Raw genomic sequence first — 18,065 nt, forward strand, 5'->3', positions numbered from 1 at the left:
ACTGTGGCTTATCATAAATCTCCTGTGGCGACGATAGCTGCTCAATCCGCCCCGCATTCATAACAACAATCCGGTCGGAAATGGACAGCGCCTCCTCCTGATCGTGGGTGACGAACACCATCGTCATCCCCGTCTGGGTCTGGATGTCGCGCAGCTCCTCCCTCATCTCCATGCGCAGCTTGGCATCGAGCGCGGAAAAAGGCTCGTCCAGCAACAATACATCCGGCTTGAGCAGCAGAGCCCGAGCGAGCGCTACCCGCTGCTGCTGACCGCCCGAGAGCTGCCCCGGCGTTTTACGCTCTGCGCTCTCCAGCCGAACCAGCGCCAGCGCTTCCTTTACCTGGCGGTCGATTTCGGCCTTTTTCACCTTGCGAATCTTCAACCCGAAAGCAAGGTTGTCATACACCGTCATATGCGGCCACAAATTATAGCTTTGGAACACCATAGCGGTTGGGCGTTTTTCAGGTGGCAGCTTGAGCACACTTTTACCCTGAATCTGAATGTCGCCACTGTCCGGGTCCAGAAAACCGCCAATGGAGCGAAGCACGGTTGTTTTACCACAGCCGGAAGGACCGAGCAGGGTTACAAGCTCCCCTTTCATCACGTCAAGTGAGATGCCCTTGACTCCGTCTCCCGTCTTAAAGCGTTTGGTTAACTCACGAATGGATAATTGAATGGACATTAGCTTTGGCTCCTTTTTCAGGATTTTGCAAAATTCGATTTCAGTCGCATTACTTCACCTGGAATCCGCCAGCCAGCACGTCCGCGCTTACGAAACGCCTTGCGGCCAGCAGCAGGATCACCGTGGGCAGAGTCAAAATGACGGAGAATACAGCACCCGTAGTACTCGGATAATCCGCAATAATGGAATACATAATGACAGGCATCGTTTTATAGTCCGGTGTCCCGACGAGCAGCGTTCCCTGAGCCTCATCTAATGAAGCGAGAAATGTAAAGATGGAAGCGACCACAATGCCGGGCAGCGCCATGGGGAACGTAATTTTCCAGAACACCCGTAACGGTCCCGCCCCGGCATCCCGGGCAGATTCCTCTTGAGCGCGATGGACGCTGCGGAACGCAGAGGAAGGAATCCAGGTCATGTACATCAGCGTGTTCACCATGTGGATCAATACAATGCCCGTAAAGGTGTTCATCAGCCCGAATTTGTAGAACAACACCGCGATAGACACGTACAATCCCATTTTCGGAAAAGCATGCGTGAGCAAAAATGAAAACAAAAACCACTTGCTAAGTGGAAACGAAATCCGCGCGAAGGCGTAGGCAGCGGGAACACATACGATAATCGAGCAGACTGTAACGGTAATAGCGATCAGGAAGGATAGAGATATGGAGCTGAGCACATCATCCTGCGTTAATACAAACTTCCACCATTCCAGTGACAAGCTCTGTGGCAGCGGTGCAGGATACTGCCATTTTCCCGAAATTGCCAGCAGCAATAAATTAGTTAACGGCCCCAGGAAAAAAATGACGAAAATAACGAGCACGATGAACTCCACAATTTTGCGTGTGCCAAGTGAGCGAAGATACCAGTTCATAATTCATCCCTCTCAAGACGTCTAGACGTCCGAATCTCTTTCTATCTGGATTATAGAGAGGGTTTGTTATCACAAATCGACATGGGCGATAAGATTTTGTAAAGGGGGCGGAAATCAGAGGAACGCTTTTTACATTAAAAAAGGAGAGGGAGGCTTTAACAGCCTCTCTCTCCTTGAACGTGCAGGAATAGCTATACAATTGAATAGGCGTAACGCCTTAACAGATAAAACGATTCCGCTGGTTTACAGATAAATCGGAAGCACCTGGTTCGTTTGGTCACGGTTACGACCAACAGAGAAGATTGCAATTGGAATGCCTGTCAGCTCAGATACACGTTGTACGTAATTACGAGTAGTCTCAGGCAATTCCTCCAGCGTTTTCACGCCAGTAATGTCTTCGCTCCAGCCTGGTAGTTCCTCGTATACGGCCTCGCACTCCGCCAGCATTTTCAAACTAGCCGGATAATGCGTAATCACCTCACCGCGATACTTGTAGCCTGTGCAAATTTTCACCGTTTTCAGACCTGTCAATACGTCCAGCGAGTTCAAGGACAGACCTGTAAGTCCGCTGACACGACGCGCATGACGCACAACTACACTGTCGAACCAGCCAACACGACGAGCACGACCTGTAACGGTACCGTACTCATGGCCTGTTTCACGGATGTAATCACCGATTTCATCATTCAGTTCCGTTGGGAACGGACCGTCACCGACACGAGTTGTGTAGGATTTAGCTACACCGATGACTTGTTGAATCTTGGACGGGCCTACACCGGAACCGATACATACGCCGCCAGCCGACGGGTTGGAGGATGTAACGTACGGATACGTACCTTGGTCGATATCGAGCATAACGCCTTGCGCGCCCTCGAACAGTACCTTTTGATTCGCATCAATCGCATCATTCAACACAACAGACGTATCTCCTACATAAGGACGGATAAATTCAGCATACTCCAGATACTGTTTCAGTATTTCTTCTACATCCAGCGGCTCGCCGCCATATACTTGTTCAATCATATGATTCTTTTCTTTTGTTTGATGGCGCAGCTTCTTTTCGAATTCCTCTGCATCCAGCAAATCAGCAATACGAATACCATTACGTGCAGCTTTATCCATATAAGCAGGGCCGATCCCTTTACGCGTCGTACCGATTTGGTTAGGTCCTTTGCGGTCTTCTTCCAGCACATCCAACGTGATGTGGTATGGCATAATAACATGTGCACGGTCGCTAATGACCAGATTTTTCGTAGAAAAGCCATTATCGTGAATGTAAGTAATTTCTTCAATAAGAGCGGCCGGATTAACTACCATGCCGTTGCCAATGACACACTTTTTATCTTCATAAAAAACGCCGGATGGAATCAGGCTCAGCTTGTACTTTTTACCGTCAATGAGAATCGTATGACCAGCATTGTTTCCGCCTTGGTAACGGGCCACCACTTCAGCGCTTTCCGCCAGATAGTCCGTAATTTTACCTTTGCCTTCGTCTCCCCATTGTGTTCCCACAACGACTACAGTTGACATGTTTCATTCCTCCGTGGAGTGCCCACAGACACTCTGATTTTGGGCTGACGCGCTACGTATATCTGACTTAAACCGCCTGAGCGGACAGATATAGAACGTTCTCGGACAGCAGGAAAAAACGTCCGTCGCAGACATTCCGTAGGTACGGAAAGCCCCGGGCGTAATGATCTCCCCACTGCGTTGAAGCAGCACTATAAGTGTAACAGCACCATTTTTCAAAGTCAAATAAAAAGCGAACATTATATCACATGAAAATAGTATTGTTCGTAATTGAGAGTTTCGGTCCTTATATGAAAACATATGAATACCGTGTGTAAAAGGCCCCTTCGACATCGCGGAACCGCGTCGAAAGAGCCTTTTTTCAAATATATCATTCCACTAGCCAGCGAATGCATCCGAATGAGCGCGCTCGTAATTGGCGAATTTATTATAATTTTTGAGAAACACCAGCTCTACCGTACCGACCGGGCCGTTACGCTGCTTGGCAATGATAATCTCAATAATATTTTTCTTTTCCGTTTCCTGATTATAGTAATCATCCCGGTACAGAAACGCGACGATATCAGCATCCTGCTCAATGGAACCAGATTCCCGCAAGTCACTCATCATCGGTCGCTTGTCCTGACGCTGCTCTACACCCCGGCTTAGCTGGGAAAGGGCGATGACAGGCACTTCCAGCTCACGGGCAATTTGCTTCAAGGTCCGTGAAATTTCGGATACCTCCTGCTGCCGATTCTCGCCCGACTTCCCGCGCCCATGAATAAGCTGCAAGTAGTCGATCACAATCATGCCGAGTCCCTTTTCCGTCTTGAGACGACGGCACTTGGCACGGATATCCGCAACCGTAATACCGGGCGTATCATCGATATAGATTTCAGCCTCCGACAAGGCCGCAATGCCCATCGTCAGCTTCGCCCAATCGTCGTCGCCTTTAAAATCACCTGTCCGCATGACGTTCGCGTCCAGATTGGCCTCGGCGCAGATCATCCGCTGAACGAGCTGGGCCGCCGACATTTCCAGACTGAAGATAGCAACCGTCTCCTTTGCCCGAACTGCAACGTTTTGCGCAATATTCAGGGCGAACGCCGTTTTACCCACGGATGGACGGGCTGCTACAATGATTAGATCATTGCGCTGGAAACCCGCTGTCATCTTGTCCAAGTCAACAAAGCCGGACGGAATCCCGGTCGTATTACCCTTGTTCTGATGCAGCAGTTCGACCCGATCGAACACTTCCATCACGACATCGCGGATGGCAATAAAACCGCTGCCCGAGCGTCCGTTGGAGATCTCCATAATCTTGCGCTCGGCATCGCTCAGCATACCAGCGACGTCCTCGCCGCCGCTATAGCCTTCGCTCACAATCTGCGTGGCTGCACGAATCAATCGGCGGAGCATCGCCTTTTCTTCAATAATCTGAGCGTAGTAATCCACGTTAGCCGCTGTCGGCACCCCGTGAGCCAGCTTCGCCAGATAGCTGACGCCCCCGATATCCTCCAGCTGACCCTTGTCCTGAATTTTCGAGGTCAGTGTAACCAAGTCTATCGGCTGTCCAGATTCACCCAGCTCAATCATCGCTTCGTAAATCATCTGGTGAGCCTTATCGTAAAAATCCTCGGTCTGCACCCGCTCCATCGCTGTAATCAGTGCTTCGGACTGGAGCAAAATGGACCCGATAACCGCCTGTTCTGCCTCCAGATTTTGCGGAGGAATCCGATCGAAAAATTCGCCGCCCATAATTATTCTTCGGTCACCTGTACCTTCAGCGTAGCTTTGACCTCAGGATGAAGCTTAACGGTCATTTGAGTCACGCCCAACGTACGAATCGGTTCTTCCAGCTCGATTTTGCGTTTGTCCAGCTTAATCCCCGTTGCAGCGACCGCTTCCGCGATTTGCTTGCTTGTAATTGCGCCGAACAGTCGACCGCCTTCACCAGCTTTTGCTTTAAGCTGAACAGTTGTGGATTCCAGCTTTTTGCCGAGTGCCTGCGCCTCTTCCTTTTCCTCTTGCTTGCGCTTTTCCTCAGCAGCGTTCTGGTTCTCCAGCGTCTTCATATTCCCTTCCGTCGCCGGGCGGGCAATACCGCGCGGCAGCAGGAAATTCGCTGCGTACCCGTCCGATACTTCCTTAATTTGACCCTTCTTGCCTTGGCCCTTCATATCTTTAATAAAAATCACTCTCATTCAAATAACCCCTCTTCCCCATCAATTTCGGCCAGCACGTCGACCACTCTGCGTTTGGCTTCCTCCAGCGGACAATCCAGCTGAACCGCCGCATTCGTCAGATGTCCTCCGCCGCCTAGCCGTTCCATGACGACCTGTACGTTCATGCGTCCGAGTGAACGGGCGCTGATCCCCACCAGGCCGTCAGGACGTTCACTGACCACAAAAGAGGCCAGTACATCCGTCATATTGAGTAATGAATCCGCCACCTGAGCAATCAGGAGCTGCGGTATCTTCTGTCCGGGCTCTGTCACCGCAAGCGCGATGTGCCCATATATCATTTTAGCATGCTTAATAATTTCCGCCTTAGCAATATATTCATCCAGGTCCTCTTTTAACAAGCGCTGGATCATCACTGTATCCGCCCCGCTACGCCGCAAAAAACCGGCAGCCTCAAACGTCCGCGAGCCTGTATGCAAGGAAAAATGCTTGGTATCCACCGTAATCCCCGCAAGCAGCGATGTCGCCTCCAGCGGCGTCAGTTGAACCTTCTCATGAATATATTGCAGCAGCTCTGTCACCAGCTCGCAAGTCGACGACGCATACGGCTCCAAATAAATCAAAACAGAGTCGTTAATAAACTCCTCGCCCCGACGATGATGGTCTACAACGACCACCCTGCTCGCCGTCTGCACCAATTTGGGCTCAATCGTCATCGAGGCCTTGTGCGTATCCACCACGACCAGCAGGCTGTGCTCAGTCATCAGTTGGAGCGACTGCTCCGGCGTCATGAGCGCTGCCGACAGATTCTCGTCCTTGTTCACCTGCTCCATCATCCGGTCGATGGACGGATTGGATTTATCCAGCACGATGTGCGCCTCTACGTTGTAGAGCGCTGCCGCCTTCCACACCCCGATGGCTGCTCCCAGTGCATCCATGTCCGGTATTTTGTGCCCCATGATCAGCACGCGGTCGCTCTCCTGCATCAGGTCGCGCAGCGCATGCGCAATGACCCGCGCGCGCACCCGTGTACGCTTTTCGACAGCATTGGACTTGCCGCCGTAAAAAGATAGACGCTGTCCGGCCTTCACCGCCGCCTGGTCGCCCCCCCGTCCGAGCGCCATATCCAGACTGGACTGAGCCAGCTCACCCAGCTCCTTGATGCTATCCGCGCCGAAGGACAAACCGATGCTCAGTGTCATCGGCACTTTCAAATCGGCCGTCATTTCCCGCACCGTATCCAGAATGACGAATCGACTTTGCTCCAGCTCCTGAAGCGCCTTGTGATTCAGCATGATGAGATAGCGCTCGGATGACAAACGGCGCAAATAAATATTGTACTGGTTCGCCCATGCTGTGATCTCGCTCGACACCTTCGCAATAAGCGCGGTACGCTGCTGATCGTCCATTCCCTGAGCAGCTTCATCCATATTATCAAGCATAACGATGCCGAGCGCCAGCCGCTCGTTCTCATACTGCTTGCGCAGCACCGCCAGCTCCGTTACTTCATACAAATAAATCAGACGCTCATCCAGCACGATGAGGAACTGATAATAGCGCTCATCATGCTGTAGCTCTACCTTTAGCTCACGAACAAGCTCCTTCGTTTCCTTTTTGGCACCCAAAGCCCCTGCCAGCTGGGGAAAAAGGTCCTGGAGCGGCTCGCCTATCAGTGATTGGTCCTCGAACATTTCCCCAGCGAACCGATTGTGCCATTCTACCGTTCGATTTTCGCTGTATAAAATGATGCCGAACGGCAGTGAGCTGACCGCTTCCCCTTCCACCCGCTTGATGCGAAAGGAAAGGCCGCTGATATATTGATTCAGTTCCCGACGGAAATCCAATTCCGTCTTCAGCATCAGCCCGCCGAGCAAGAATGACAGCAGCAGTCCCATCACACCCAGTTCCCAGTTATACATGGAAATACATATGACAAGCACCAGCAGCAGTAAAAACGCCCAGACAGTATGATAGCCGTGCCAGCGTTTTTGTAGAAATTTAGGCATGACTGTTCACCCTATTTCTTTGATCTTGTAATAGCTTCACGCAGCGGAAAGGCCAAATCAATAATACCGATAATGCGTAGCGGCTGGAACACCAGAACGACAATTGACAGCAGCACCGCGATGACAGGTCTCATGTTACGGCTATGTGTCCAGAAGTGAATAAAGCCGATCGTCTGGATAATAAAGCACGCATGGATCAGCGGCAACATACTAACAGAAACCGCCTGGACCCAACTGCTGTCAGAGGACATAGCTATCCACTCAAACACAATCGCCAGCAGGTAATACCAGATGAGCGCTCGTGGCAGTCTCCATTCCCGAGCAGGCTTCATTTTGCGTACAGGCACATCTAGGCTACTCAATGCCGGACGCGTCAGAGCGTGCGTGATCACAGCCAGTAAAAATGAGGTCAGGATCAGCACATATGGAACTTTGCCAATCATCATCGTACCGAGTCTCTGTGTATCTTCTGCTGTCCAATTCATGCCTGGAAGCATCGCATTTCCATTTAAGATTTGCTGTACCAGATTTGCCGATATAGCAGCCTGATCACGAAGATACTGGGAAAGATCAAACCCGAAGGTATACGTGGCGATGAGCAGTACAACCAACAACTCGGCTAAAACCACACCCGTTCCGGTCATCAGTGCCTGAAAAGCAGATGCTCCCTTTTTATAAACCCGTCCCATCAACAATGCGGGGATTAGAAAATAAATCGCGGGAAGCAGCAAATATACATCTTGTAGCGCTATAATCAACAGCACCGGTATGACATGAATCAGAAATCCCTTGAAAGGCAGCGATGAAAACAATACAACGCCAGGCACAATCAGCAAAAATACGGTAAAGATTCTTAAGGGTGTCAATAGAGACAGCAGCAGAAGCAAATAAATAACGCTCCATGCTACAGTTGCCAAGCGGAATTTCAAAGTTTTCACCTCTTACGCATATGTTCTTCCAGTGCGGATATGTCCTGATACCAATCCTCCAGCTGGTGTCCTTCTTTTCTGTGCTTTCTTAGCTTGTCGATGAGGAGATCATCCAATTCACGATAAGACACCCCAAGACGTCTTCCCAAAATATAACTGCTCATCATCAGACTCGCCAAACAATCGCCAATGCGGGCTGTACTGCCTTCCCACATCGCTTTAAACAGACGAGATACCTGTTCAAGCACCTCAGTTTTGAGCCATTCAATCACCTTGGCTCGTTTAACTACATCCAGTTCTTTAGGCATATGATGAAGAGTCACACCCCTCTGAAAAAGCTTTATTCTCCATTATAGCATATCCTATTCTGAAAATAACTGTTACCCCATAGGGTAAATCGTTATTTTCAGCGCAGCTATGCCTGCTTACTTTAAGCTCTTTTTCACCACTGCTGTCCGTAGCATTATTGTTCTGCGCAGCTACACTGCTTGCTTTAAGATGACGAGTTAAGCGATTCTCTGGACACGAATTTTTCACAATATTCAATAATCTGGCTACGGCGGACAATGCCGATAAACCGTTCCATATCATCCACAACAGGTACAAAGTTCTGCACCTTAGCCAAATTAATTAGATCCTCCATATTGGCATCAATGGACACCGGCTTTATTGAAACCCGAAGCGGGACGTCCTTGAGCATAAACTTCGAAGCGTTTTCAAAGGTGATCTTCCCCTCAGATTCTTTCATATGCCACAGCAGATCACCCTCTGTAACCGTGCCGGTATATCTACCTTCCTTATCCAAAATCGGAACCGCCGTGAAACGGTGATACTCCATTCGCTCCAACGTTTGCCGTAAAGTTGCATCCGCCATTACAAAAGCAACCTCTTGTTTGGGAAGCAAGAAAAAAGCGATATTCATGAGAAAAGAATCCCCCTCAAGATCAATTGTAAAATCAAATGATTACTCACTGAATGTCCTGCTTGTCGGGAAGCTTCAGCGTCTGCGGGGTTGTGCCGGAATCCAGCCAGTTTGCGATCATGAGTCTGGCATATTCGAGTTCCTTTTCATTGGCTCGGTCATAATACAGGCCCTTCTTCTTGAAACCTTCCCCCGTAATCGTAAAGCTTGAAATCTGTGGTTGACTCTGCGAAATGACCTGCTTGCCAAGCCCTGTAATAAAAGTAGGCTCCATATCCGTCTTGAAATTGGCTCCCATAATATCGAGCAGCTCCGGAAGCTTGGAAATCCCGTTGATATTCAGCAGCTTATCTGCCATTGCATTCAGAAAAATTTGCTGCCGTTTGGTACGGTTAAAGTCGCTGTCTTCCCTATATCTAACATAATACATCGCTTCTTCACCATTATAAAGCGGCTTGCCCGCCTCGATGCGGAACTTGATATGCAGCGGATTTTTATTCTCAATCGGCTTATCGATGGGAAGCTCAACCCCACCCACCGCATTTACAGCATCCTGAATACCCTGAAAATTAATCGTAGCATAATAATCGGCCTTATGCTCCATCAGCTTCTCTACCGTAGCTATGGACATATCCTCGCCTCCGAACGCATAAGCATGCCCCAACTTATCAAAATCATCCTCACCGTCATGATTTGGATCATGTCCGACAATCTGGACATACGTATCCCTTGGAAGGGAAACCAGAAGCACACGCGATTCTGCAGGCCGTACAGCCGCATAAATAACCGTATCCGAGCGGCCACGCGCCTTCTCGTTCGGCCTTTGGTCCGTACCGAGCAGCAGCACCGAAAACGGCTCTTTCCGATAAGCAACCGGCTCCGGCTGCTTCTGTCCCTCCGACTGGCGCGGCTGAAAGGACTTCTCCAGCTTGCTCTCCAACGTCGGAGATACAAACCAGTCAAAGGCCACCAGCGTTAGCTGTTTACGGAACAGATATCCTCCCACCGCAATCAGAAACAAAACAATACATGAAATATATAGAGCGGTAAACCTTTTTTTATTCTTGGGCTTACCGCCTGTCCTTCTCCTATGTCTTCGCTCCATAACAGTTTCCTTCCTTCTTTACGTCGATAAATCCCATCTCTTCATTAAACCGAATTTGGCTCTTATGAAGCGGAAACTTCCCCCCACAGCATAAAAGGTCTGCTACCTTGTTGTCAAAAGTGCCATGTCGTACGTAGTCAGACCCTCGTCACCACATCCACGCAAAAAAAGGCTTCCCCTCACGGTCAAAGCCTTGCTTGATGTTATAGCCAGTATCCTAAGTAGCTTTTAAAATCGTTCCTTACCTTAGCGCGGAGCCAGCTTCACTAAATTCTGCACCCTTACGGGGAAAGAGGTGAACAGAGCGAAACCATAGTCGAACAGCTTCCGTGTCTGCTCGAAGCGTTCCTCCTTGCTCGGCGCCCCCAGCACCACAGCTACCAGCCTTCTGCCATGCTGTTCGGCTGTGCCGGTGAAGCAATATCCCGCATCGCTGGTGTATCCCGCTTTCAGCCCATCCGTTCCTGCGTAAGAGTAGGGTCCCGCCAAGGAAGGCAGCATCCAGTTCGTATTACTAATATAGATGCCCTTATCCTTCAATTCCATCTGTGTACGACTGGACGTTCTCAAAATCTCCGGATGCGACGTAATCAGGTAGGAGGCCAGCTTCGCCGTATCGCTTGCCGTCATTTGCGTTTCTCCCCGAATATTCTCGGGATGGTTAGGACCCAGCTCACTCTGCCCCGCTCCTGATGCATTGCTGAATCGGCTGTAGGACGTCAATCCAATCTTAGCCGCCTTGTCGTTCATACGCTTCACAAAAGCCGGTTCATTGCCCGCCGAGCGCTCCGCCAGTGCCACAGCCGCGTCATTAGCCGAATACACAACCATGCTCTGGAACAGTTCGGACACCGTCAGCCTTTCACCATACCGGAGTGACAGATTTACACCACCCACCGTACTTGCGTAACGACTGATTTTCACTTCATCATTCCAGCCTAAACGCCCGGCACGAATATCCTCCAGCACCAGCAGCTCGGTCATGAGCTTGGACATATTTGCGGAAGGCATAGGCGTATCGCCATTCACATCCATCAACAATTCTCCCGTCTGCATGTCCATCAGCACCGCGGCTCCTGCATCCACATCCGGCTTACCGACCAGCAGCCTTGGTCCAAGTGTAATAAAAATCAATATAATAAGTACCGGGACCACAATAGCCCAACGTAACCAGTATTTTTTCATCATCGTAATAACCCCCATACTTTATTAGACGATGAAAAATCCATTTTGTCTGCAACTTTTCGAAAAAAAGATGTAATTTTTTTGTCTTTTCCACTCCACAGAAAAAAACCCGCCAATTCCTGCTTGCAGGCTGACAGATTTTTATAAATCAAATGATTCAAAAAGGCTTTCTACTATGGTTCTAGGCAAAATGACAGGCCACAAAATGCTGATCGCCCGCATCCCGATACGCCGGAATTTCCGTTTTACAACGGGCCTCCGCCATAGGACAACGTGTATGGAACTTGCAGCCTGACGGCGGATTTGCCGGGGAAGGAATGTCCCCTTTTAGTACAATTCGTTGTCTCTTGATCGTCGGATCGGGAATGGGAACCGCCGACAGCAGCGCCTTCGTATACGGATGAAGCGGATTGCGGAACAGCTCCTCTTTGGAAGCCAGCTCCACCATCGAGCCTAGATACATCACACCGATACGGCTGCATAGATGCTCGACCACACTCAGATCATGCGAGATGAACAGATACGTCAACTGCCGTTCCTGCTGCAAATCACTTAACAAGTTAATGATCTGAGCCTGAATAGACACATCAAGTGCAGATACCGGCTCGTCAGCCACGATAAAATCAGGATTCAAAATCAAAGCCCGTGCAATCCCGATCCGCTGACGCTGACCACCAGAGAACTCATGCGGATACCGATCATAGTGATAGGAGGATAGCCCGCAGATATCCAGCGTCTCGTTCACCTTTTTCCGCAGCTTGCTACGGTCAATCAATCCGTGATCCAACAGTGCTTCCCCGATGGCTTCGCCCACCTTAATTCTCGGGTTCAATGAGCTAAAAGGGTCCTGAAAGACAATTTGCAGCTTCGGACGAAGCGCACGAATCTGCTCCTTGCTTAACGCGTGCAAGTCCTCTCCCTTGTATCGCACCGAGCCCTCTGTCTTATCCATCAGTCTGAGAATCGTACGCCCAATCGTGCTTTTGCCACAACCGGATTCTCCTACCAGACCGAAGGACTCTCCCTTATGGATGTTAAAAGACACATCATCGACCGCTTTCACATGTCCCACAGTACGCTGAAAAATCCCGCCTGTGATCGGGAAATATTTTTTCAGACCTTCCACTTGAATTAAAGGCTCGCTCATCCCCGTTGCCCTCCTTCTTCCTCATATAGCCAGCAGGCAACCTTATGACCGTTCTTCTTTTCGTGCAGGGGAGGGGCCTGATCCTTACAGATTTGCATACATTGCGCACACCGATCATGAAAATGACAGTTTTCCTCCAGCTCAATCGGGTTGGGAACCTGACCAGGGATCGAATACAGCCGATCAATCTTCTGATTAATGACGGGCTTCGCCTTCAATAACCCTTGCGTATATGGATGCTGCGGATTCTTGAACAGCTCAATGACGGGGGCCTCTTCAATCACGTTCCCGGCATACATGACGACCACATAATCGGCCATTTCTGCCACAACACCTAGATCATGCGTAATCAGCATAATGGACGTTTTGAGCTTATCCTTCAAATCTCGCATCAGATCGAGGATTTGCGCCTGAATGGTAACGTCCAGCGCCGTTGTCGGCTCATCCGCAATCAGCAGCTTCGGATTACAGCTCAATGCGATAGCAATCATGATCCGCTGGCGCATACCACCGCTCAGTTCATGCGGATACGAATGAAATATTTCCTCCGAACGCGAAATACCCACCAAATTGATCAGCTCAATCGCCCGGGTGCGTGCTTCCTTTTTACTCATTAATGTATGCATCAGCAGCGGCTCCGTAATCTGTTCTCCAATGGTAAGGACGGGATTCAGAGAAGACATCGGCTCCTGAAAAATAATTGAAATGTCATTGCCGCGAATTTGCTGCATCTGACCTTTATTCAGCGTTAACAGGTTTTTGCCCTCAAACCAGATTTCACCGTCTGAGGTATGGGGGGAATCAATCAGTCGCATCATCGTCATGGCCGTTACACTTTTGCCGCAGCCCGATTCTCCTACCACACAGAGCGTTTCACCCTCACGTATTTTAAAACTGACGTCATTGACCGCTTTGACAGTTCCGCTGGAGGTATGAAAGTGGGTTTTCAGGTTACGAAATTCAATCAAAGCATTTTCCATAAACGTTCGTCTCCTACTTCTTCATTTTAGGGTCCAGTGCATCGCGCAAACCGTCGCCAATCAGGTTAATCGCTACAACCGTAATCAAAATACACATTCCCGGTGGAACCCATATCCAAGGCCGTTTGCGGAAGTCGATCAGATTGTTCGCAGCCGAAATCATATTTCCCCACGAAGGTGTGGGCGGCACAACGCCGATCCCCAGGTAACTGAGCGCAGACTCCGTGATAATCGCCCCGGCTACCCCGAGCGTAGCCGTAACAATAATCGTAGGAATCGTATTCGGCAGCAGATGACGGAATATTTTGCGGCGGTCTCTCAAGCCGAGCGCTTCCGTCGCCTGCATGAACTCCTGCTCACGCAGCGTAAGGATTTGTCCCCTGACCAGACGGGACAAGCTCGTCCAGCTCAAGATCCCGATAATGAGCATCAGAAAATAAATCCGGTTCGCTGGATCAACCTTCAAATCAGACAGAACAGCACCTAAAATAATCAGCAGCGGCAAGGTAGGCAATGCCATAAAAATATCGGCAATCCGCATAATGATCGTATCCACGCCCTTGCGATAGAATCCTGCCATTGCACCCAACGTCGCACCGATCACGACCGAAATAAACGTGGCCACCAGCCCCACCGTCAACGAAATACGGCCAGCCAGCATCGTACGCAGCAAAATATCTCTGCCAAACTTATCCGTACCGAGCCAGTACTGGGCATTCGGGGCCAAATTTTTGTCAGACAGCTTGTAATCATCCAGATGATAAGGTGAAATTATCGGTCCAAATGTGCAAATAATCACCATAAGAATCAATATAATGAGTCCGGCCAAAGCCAAATGGTTCTGGTTAAAACGGCGAACGGCGATTCTCCATGGAGACGCTTCAGGACGGATCGCCGCCTTTGGGTTAGTTTCAATCGTGACTGTTTCTGCGGGCAATAGTATCCCTCCTACTTCAAGCGAATTCTTGGATCTGCCATGCCATACAATACATCCGAGAGCAAATTACCGATGAGCGTAAGGACCGCCAGGAAAATAGTGAAGCCTAGCATAAACGGATAATCCCGCATACTGATCGACTCCAGGTAGACCTGCCCCACACCCGGCCACACAAATACCTTTTCCAGAATCATCGCCCCGCCAAATAAAGCGGGCAGCTCAAAGCCAAGCAGCGTGATCGCCGGAATTAGTGCGTTGCGCAACGCATGCTTGAAAATAACCGTCCGTTCCTTCAAGCCTTTAGCGCGTGCGGTACGAATATAATCCTGACGAATAACCTCCAGCATACCTGTACGGAAATACCGCGTCAGGCTGCCTGTGCTCAGCATCGTAAGCACGAGCGTTGGCAGGAACATATGCTTGAGAACATCCACAATATAAGCCCATGAGCCTGACTCCATCCCTGCAGTTGTCATGCCGCCAACTGGAAGGATACCCCATTCCAGTGCAAATATTTTGATCACCAAAAGACCGATAAAGAAAGACGGCAGCGACATACACACAAATATGAATAACGTAACGAACTTATCGAATAGCGAATATTGGAATTTGGCTGAAAATACCCCGGCAACAACCGCAATCAGCCAGCTAAAAATAAGACTGAAAAAAGCGATAATAAAAGAGTTCCATACATAATTGCCAATGACCTTCGTTACTGGCTGCTTATGCTGTAATGAGTCCCCCATATTCCCCTTCAACATATTACCGGCCCATATAAAATAGCGTTGGTACTCCGGCTTATCCAACCCGTAGATATGTCGTAGCTGCTGTGCCTTTTCGGCGGTCATATTCGGGTTCTGCTTGGCTGTAATATAATCACCCGGCACCATGGCTGAAATCGCAAATACGATAATAGATATGCCAATGAGTGTGGGGATGAGTTGCAGCAGTCTTCGAATAATATACTGCTTCATAATCATTCCTCCAGACGAATAAAGAAGTGATATGCCCAGCCCGTGAGAGCTGAGCATACGATTGGCAATCCTTATTGTGCGAGTTGAGCGTTATACAGACTGAATTCAAAATCCTTGTATGGTGTAATTTCTAAGCCGGATACACGCCCATTAACTGGCCACATATCTCTGCGCTGATACAAAAAGATGGCTGGCAAATCCTTGTTCAGCTCTTGATACAGCTCCTTGTAGATCACTTTACGTTTCTCTTGATCCAATTCCTTTTTACCCGCAATCGTCAGCTCATCGACCTTTTTATTGGAGTAGCCAACATCATTTTGTGAGCCGTTCGTCAGGTAGACCGTTGTATCTGGATCAGGTGTCAATCCCCAGGCGGCAAAGAACATATCAAACTTGCCCGTATCTTTTTTATCCATAATCGCGTTAAAATCCAGTGTTTCAGAATTCAGCTTAATGCCCAGTTCCTTGTAGTTGTTGGACATAATCGGCAGCAAGGCCTCTACTACTGGATTATCCGCAGTCGCTGAGAAGTTAATGGTAAACTTTTCACCATCCTTCTCACGGATACCGTCCGCTCCAACCTTCCAGCCAGCCTCATCCAGCAAAGCCTTTGCTTTAGCGGTATCAAACTCATATTTGTCAATGCCTTCATCCGTATAAGACCAGGCTTCTGTAGACTGTGGAATGTTAATGACGTTCGCATACGGACCGTACACCCCTTCCACAATCTCCTTCCTGTTCAAACCGATGGTCAGAGCTTGGCGCACCTTAGGGTCCTGAAATTTCTTTTCTTTGTGATTAAATGCAATATATCCGTAGCCGTTGGTCGGCATAATATTCACGTCCAGGAAGCCCAGAGACTTCAATTCCTCTACGTTATCTTCTGTAACCGTAACATTGTCTATATCCGTTTCACCCGTTTGCAGCATAGACAAGTTAGTTTCGTCTGTCGTCGTTTTGAAAATAACCGATTTTACCTTCGGTGCGCCCTTGAAGTAGTTAGGATTGGCTTCAAGCACGACTTGTTGACCTGGGGAGAAGCTTTTCAGCACATACTGCCCGGAGCCGATTGGCTTATTATTAAGCGCCTTGATGCTGTCCAGACTGCCCTTTTTGAAACCTTTTCCGTAATAAGCTTCTGGCATGAAGTATTGCTCACCCAGAAAATCCTTTGTATAAGCTGTTGCTTCTGTAACGGTTACCTCTACCGTATTATCATCAATGACCTTGATACCGGAAATATCATTCGCCTTGCCATCGTGATATTCTTTACCGCCTTTAATCTTAAAAGATAAAACATCGCTTTCTCCATCGTAATTCGGATCATGCAGTACCTTCAGGACAAAAGCATAATCCTTTACTGTTACTGGCGTTCCGTCACTATACTTCACACCTGGTTTCAGGTGGAACGTATATTTCAGGCCATCCTGCGACACATCAATCTTGTCAGCCAAGCTATTTTCGTATGTACCATCTGCTTTCACCTGTAAAAAGGAATCAAATACGGTTCTGACTACATATAGATCGTAAGTTGTTTGCCAGAATAACGGGTTAAATACCCCTTTAGGTGATACCATACCTACCACAATGTTATCCTTCCGGTTCGTAGCACCAGGCGGATTTTGCGTCAGATCACTTGCTTTGATTACACCCTCTGTGACTTGTGCACTGCCTTCTTTTCCCTCTGTTTTATTCTCCGTATTGCCCGGCTGCGCTTCATTAGCCCCTCCGCTACATCCTGCAAACAATACACCAACGAGCGTCAGTATCATAAGCAAAGAAACCCATTTCTTCGTTTGCACCATTCTGTTCATCCCCCTTAGTCGGTTCTTTTATTTAACAGCCTGTCTCTTTTCTGCGTTGATTCATTAAAGCTTGAGGTTTGAAAATAAAGTCTGTGCATCCTCCTTACCGTTACCAATGATAGCGTAAACACGTGTTTTAGACCCTTGGTCAATTTAGGTGCTGATAACCTTTATATTTTTATTAAGGCTTATCTTAAGTGTAAAATAATATCACGTCAATATCTTTTTTGTATAAAGTAAAAATGATCAACATCTATTTTTTGTACATTTTATGAAATATATTAGAAAAAAATACTAATAATATGAATTTTCATGTAATATAAAATAACATATCAGATATCTGATATGTTTACTCTGGCGAGTTGGGGAATGTACAATCACAAATGCGACTAGAAAAACTGAGCTACGCATACTGGTTAAACATGGATTGTATTATTAGTAAGTTACAATACATGGGACTTCTTGTCAACAAGAAATATCATAAAAAAAGACGCCCCCGAAATCGGGAACGCCTCTTTTCTCTTCCAACAAACTACTATTCAGTAGTGTAAGGAAGCAATGCGATTTGACGGGAACGTTTAACCGCAATTGTCAACATACGTTGATATTTCGCGCTTGTTCCAGTCACACGACGAGGAAGAATTTTTCCACGTTCGCTGATGAATTTTTTAAGCAGGTCTGTATCTTTATAATCAATGTGAGTAATTTTGTTCACAGTGAAGAAACATACTTTACGACGTTTGTTGCGACCACCACGACGAGCTGGTCTTTTGTTATCGTCTCCGCCTTCTCTTTGTCTGAAGCCCATTCTTTGTCAGTCCTTTCCC

17 protein-coding genes are annotated in these 18,065 nt (G+C 48.4%); all 17 read right to left on the minus strand.

The annotated features are described in order from the left end of the window. The coding region (locus C1I60_RS06290) for an ABC transporter ATP-binding protein (protein ID WP_434784374.1) at window positions 1–682 on the minus strand (682 nt) is incomplete at its 3' end. Window positions 683–731: 49 nt separating this feature from the next. Beyond that, the gene (locus tag C1I60_RS06295) at window positions 732–1,556 is read right to left on the minus strand and encodes an ABC transporter permease (protein ID WP_137060955.1); all 825 of its coding nucleotides are present in this window, start codon (window positions 1,554–1,556) and stop codon (window positions 732–734) included. Window positions 1,557–1,799: 243 nt separating this feature from the next. Continuing rightward, window positions 1,800–3,086 (minus strand): adenylosuccinate synthase, encoded by a 1,287-nt coding sequence (locus tag C1I60_RS06300; RefSeq protein WP_137060956.1) that lies wholly within the window; start codon window positions 3,084–3,086, stop codon window positions 1,800–1,802. Between the two features lie 378 nt (window positions 3,087–3,464). Next, window positions 3,465–4,823, minus strand: coding sequence for a replicative DNA helicase (gene dnaB, locus C1I60_RS06305; protein WP_014278975.1), 1,359 nt, complete (start codon window positions 4,821–4,823; stop codon window positions 3,465–3,467). Between the two features lie 2 nt (window positions 4,824–4,825). Continuing rightward, window positions 4,826–5,269: a 50S ribosomal protein L9 gene (gene rplI / locus C1I60_RS06310; RefSeq protein WP_014278976.1), complete on the minus strand. Its 444-nt coding sequence runs from the start codon at window positions 5,267–5,269 to the stop codon at window positions 4,826–4,828. Beyond that, the gene (locus C1I60_RS06315; protein ID WP_137060957.1) at window positions 5,266–7,254 is read right to left on the minus strand and encodes a DHH family phosphoesterase; all 1,989 of its coding nucleotides are present in this window, start codon (window positions 7,252–7,254) and stop codon (window positions 5,266–5,268) included. Before C1I60_RS06315 ends, rplI begins: the two co-directional genes overlap by 4 nt. 11 nt (window positions 7,255–7,265) lie before the next feature. Beyond that, on the minus strand, window positions 7,266–8,183 hold the full coding sequence (locus C1I60_RS06320) for a DUF2232 domain-containing protein (RefSeq protein WP_137061024.1): 918 nt from the start codon (window positions 8,181–8,183) through the stop codon (window positions 7,266–7,268). A gap of 5 nt (window positions 8,184–8,188) precedes the next feature. Beyond that, window positions 8,189–8,491 carry a MazG-like family protein gene (locus C1I60_RS06325; protein ID WP_134911781.1) on the minus strand — a complete coding sequence of 101 codons (303 nt, stop codon included), beginning with the start codon at window positions 8,489–8,491 and terminating at the stop codon, window positions 8,189–8,191. A gap of 185 nt (window positions 8,492–8,676) precedes the next feature. Beyond that, complete coding sequence (locus tag C1I60_RS06330) at window positions 8,677–9,105, minus strand: CBS domain-containing protein (RefSeq protein ID WP_137060958.1); 429 nt, start codon at window positions 9,103–9,105, stop codon at window positions 8,677–8,679. A 46-nt stretch (window positions 9,106–9,151) separates the two neighbouring features. Continuing rightward, entirely contained in the window at window positions 9,152–10,210 is a 1,059-nt protein-coding gene (locus C1I60_RS06335; RefSeq protein ID WP_137060959.1) for an LCP family protein, read from the minus strand. 246 nt (window positions 10,211–10,456) lie between these two features. Next, window positions 10,457–11,398, minus strand: coding sequence for a D-alanyl-D-alanine carboxypeptidase family protein (locus C1I60_RS06340; protein WP_137060960.1), 942 nt, complete (start codon window positions 11,396–11,398; stop codon window positions 10,457–10,459). Window positions 11,399–11,576: 178 nt separating this feature from the next. After that, window positions 11,577–12,542 (minus strand): ABC transporter ATP-binding protein, encoded by a 966-nt coding sequence (locus C1I60_RS06345; protein WP_137060961.1) that lies wholly within the window; start codon window positions 12,540–12,542, stop codon window positions 11,577–11,579. Beyond that, window positions 12,539–13,522 carry an ABC transporter ATP-binding protein gene (locus C1I60_RS06350; protein WP_137060962.1) on the minus strand — a complete coding sequence of 328 codons (984 nt, stop codon included), beginning with the start codon at window positions 13,520–13,522 and terminating at the stop codon, window positions 12,539–12,541. Before C1I60_RS06350 ends, C1I60_RS06345 begins: the two co-directional genes overlap by 4 nt. 13 nt (window positions 13,523–13,535) lie before the next feature. After that, complete coding sequence (opp4C, locus tag C1I60_RS06355) at window positions 13,536–14,459, minus strand: oligopeptide ABC transporter permease (RefSeq protein WP_137060963.1); 924 nt, start codon at window positions 14,457–14,459, stop codon at window positions 13,536–13,538. 11 nt (window positions 14,460–14,470) lie between these two features. Further along, complete coding sequence (locus tag C1I60_RS06360) at window positions 14,471–15,433, minus strand: ABC transporter permease (RefSeq protein ID WP_137060964.1); 963 nt, start codon at window positions 15,431–15,433, stop codon at window positions 14,471–14,473. Between the two features lie 71 nt (window positions 15,434–15,504). Next, window positions 15,505–17,238: an ABC transporter substrate-binding protein gene (locus C1I60_RS06365; RefSeq protein WP_137060965.1), complete on the minus strand. Its 1,734-nt coding sequence runs from the start codon at window positions 17,236–17,238 to the stop codon at window positions 15,505–15,507. Between the two features lie 535 nt (window positions 17,239–17,773). Then, window positions 17,774–18,046 (minus strand): 30S ribosomal protein S18, encoded by a 273-nt coding sequence (gene rpsR / locus C1I60_RS06370; protein ID WP_013312800.1) that lies wholly within the window; start codon window positions 18,044–18,046, stop codon window positions 17,774–17,776. Window positions 18,047–18,065: the final 19 nt, after the last annotated feature.

The sequence above is a fragment of the Paenibacillus terrae genome (assembly GCF_005217525.1).
GTDB lineage: Bacteria > Bacillota > Bacilli > Paenibacillales > Paenibacillaceae > Paenibacillus > Paenibacillus terrae_C.

Coding starts and splice junctions, on each gene's coding strand:
- C1I60_RS06295 (WP_137060955.1), bottom strand. CDS start 1,556: ATGAACTGGTATCTTCGCTCACTTGGCACACGCAAAATTGTGGAGTTC.
- C1I60_RS06300 (WP_137060956.1), bottom strand. CDS start 3,086: ATGTCAACTGTAGTCGTTGTGGGAACACAATGGGGAGACGAAGGCAAA.
- dnaB (WP_014278975.1), bottom strand. CDS start 4,823: ATGGGCGGCGAATTTTTCGATCGGATTCCTCCGCAAAATCTGGAGGCA.
- rplI (WP_014278976.1), bottom strand. CDS start 5,269: ATGAGAGTGATTTTTATTAAAGATATGAAGGGCCAAGGCAAGAAGGGT.
- C1I60_RS06315 (WP_137060957.1), bottom strand. CDS start 7,254: ATGCCTAAATTTCTACAAAAACGCTGGCACGGCTATCATACTGTCTGG.
- C1I60_RS06325 (WP_134911781.1), bottom strand. CDS start 8,491: ATGCCTAAAGAACTGGATGTAGTTAAACGAGCCAAGGTGATTGAATGG.
- C1I60_RS06330 (WP_137060958.1), bottom strand. CDS start 9,105: ATGAATATCGCTTTTTTCTTGCTTCCCAAACAAGAGGTTGCTTTTGTA.
- C1I60_RS06335 (WP_137060959.1), bottom strand. CDS start 10,210: ATGGAGCGAAGACATAGGAGAAGGACAGGCGGTAAGCCCAAGAATAAA.
- C1I60_RS06340 (WP_137060960.1), bottom strand. CDS start 11,398: ATGATGAAAAAATACTGGTTACGTTGGGCTATTGTGGTCCCGGTACTT.
- C1I60_RS06345 (WP_137060961.1), bottom strand. CDS start 12,542: ATGAGCGAGCCTTTAATTCAAGTGGAAGGTCTGAAAAAATATTTCCCG.
- C1I60_RS06350 (WP_137060962.1), bottom strand. CDS start 13,522: ATGGAAAATGCTTTGATTGAATTTCGTAACCTGAAAACCCACTTTCAT.
- C1I60_RS06360 (WP_137060964.1), bottom strand. CDS start 15,433: ATGAAGCAGTATATTATTCGAAGACTGCTGCAACTCATCCCCACACTC.
- C1I60_RS06365 (WP_137060965.1), bottom strand. CDS start 17,238: ATGGTGCAAACGAAGAAATGGGTTTCTTTGCTTATGATACTGACGCTC.
- rpsR (WP_013312800.1), bottom strand. CDS start 18,046: ATGGGCTTCAGACAAAGAGAAGGCGGAGACGATAACAAAAGACCAGCT.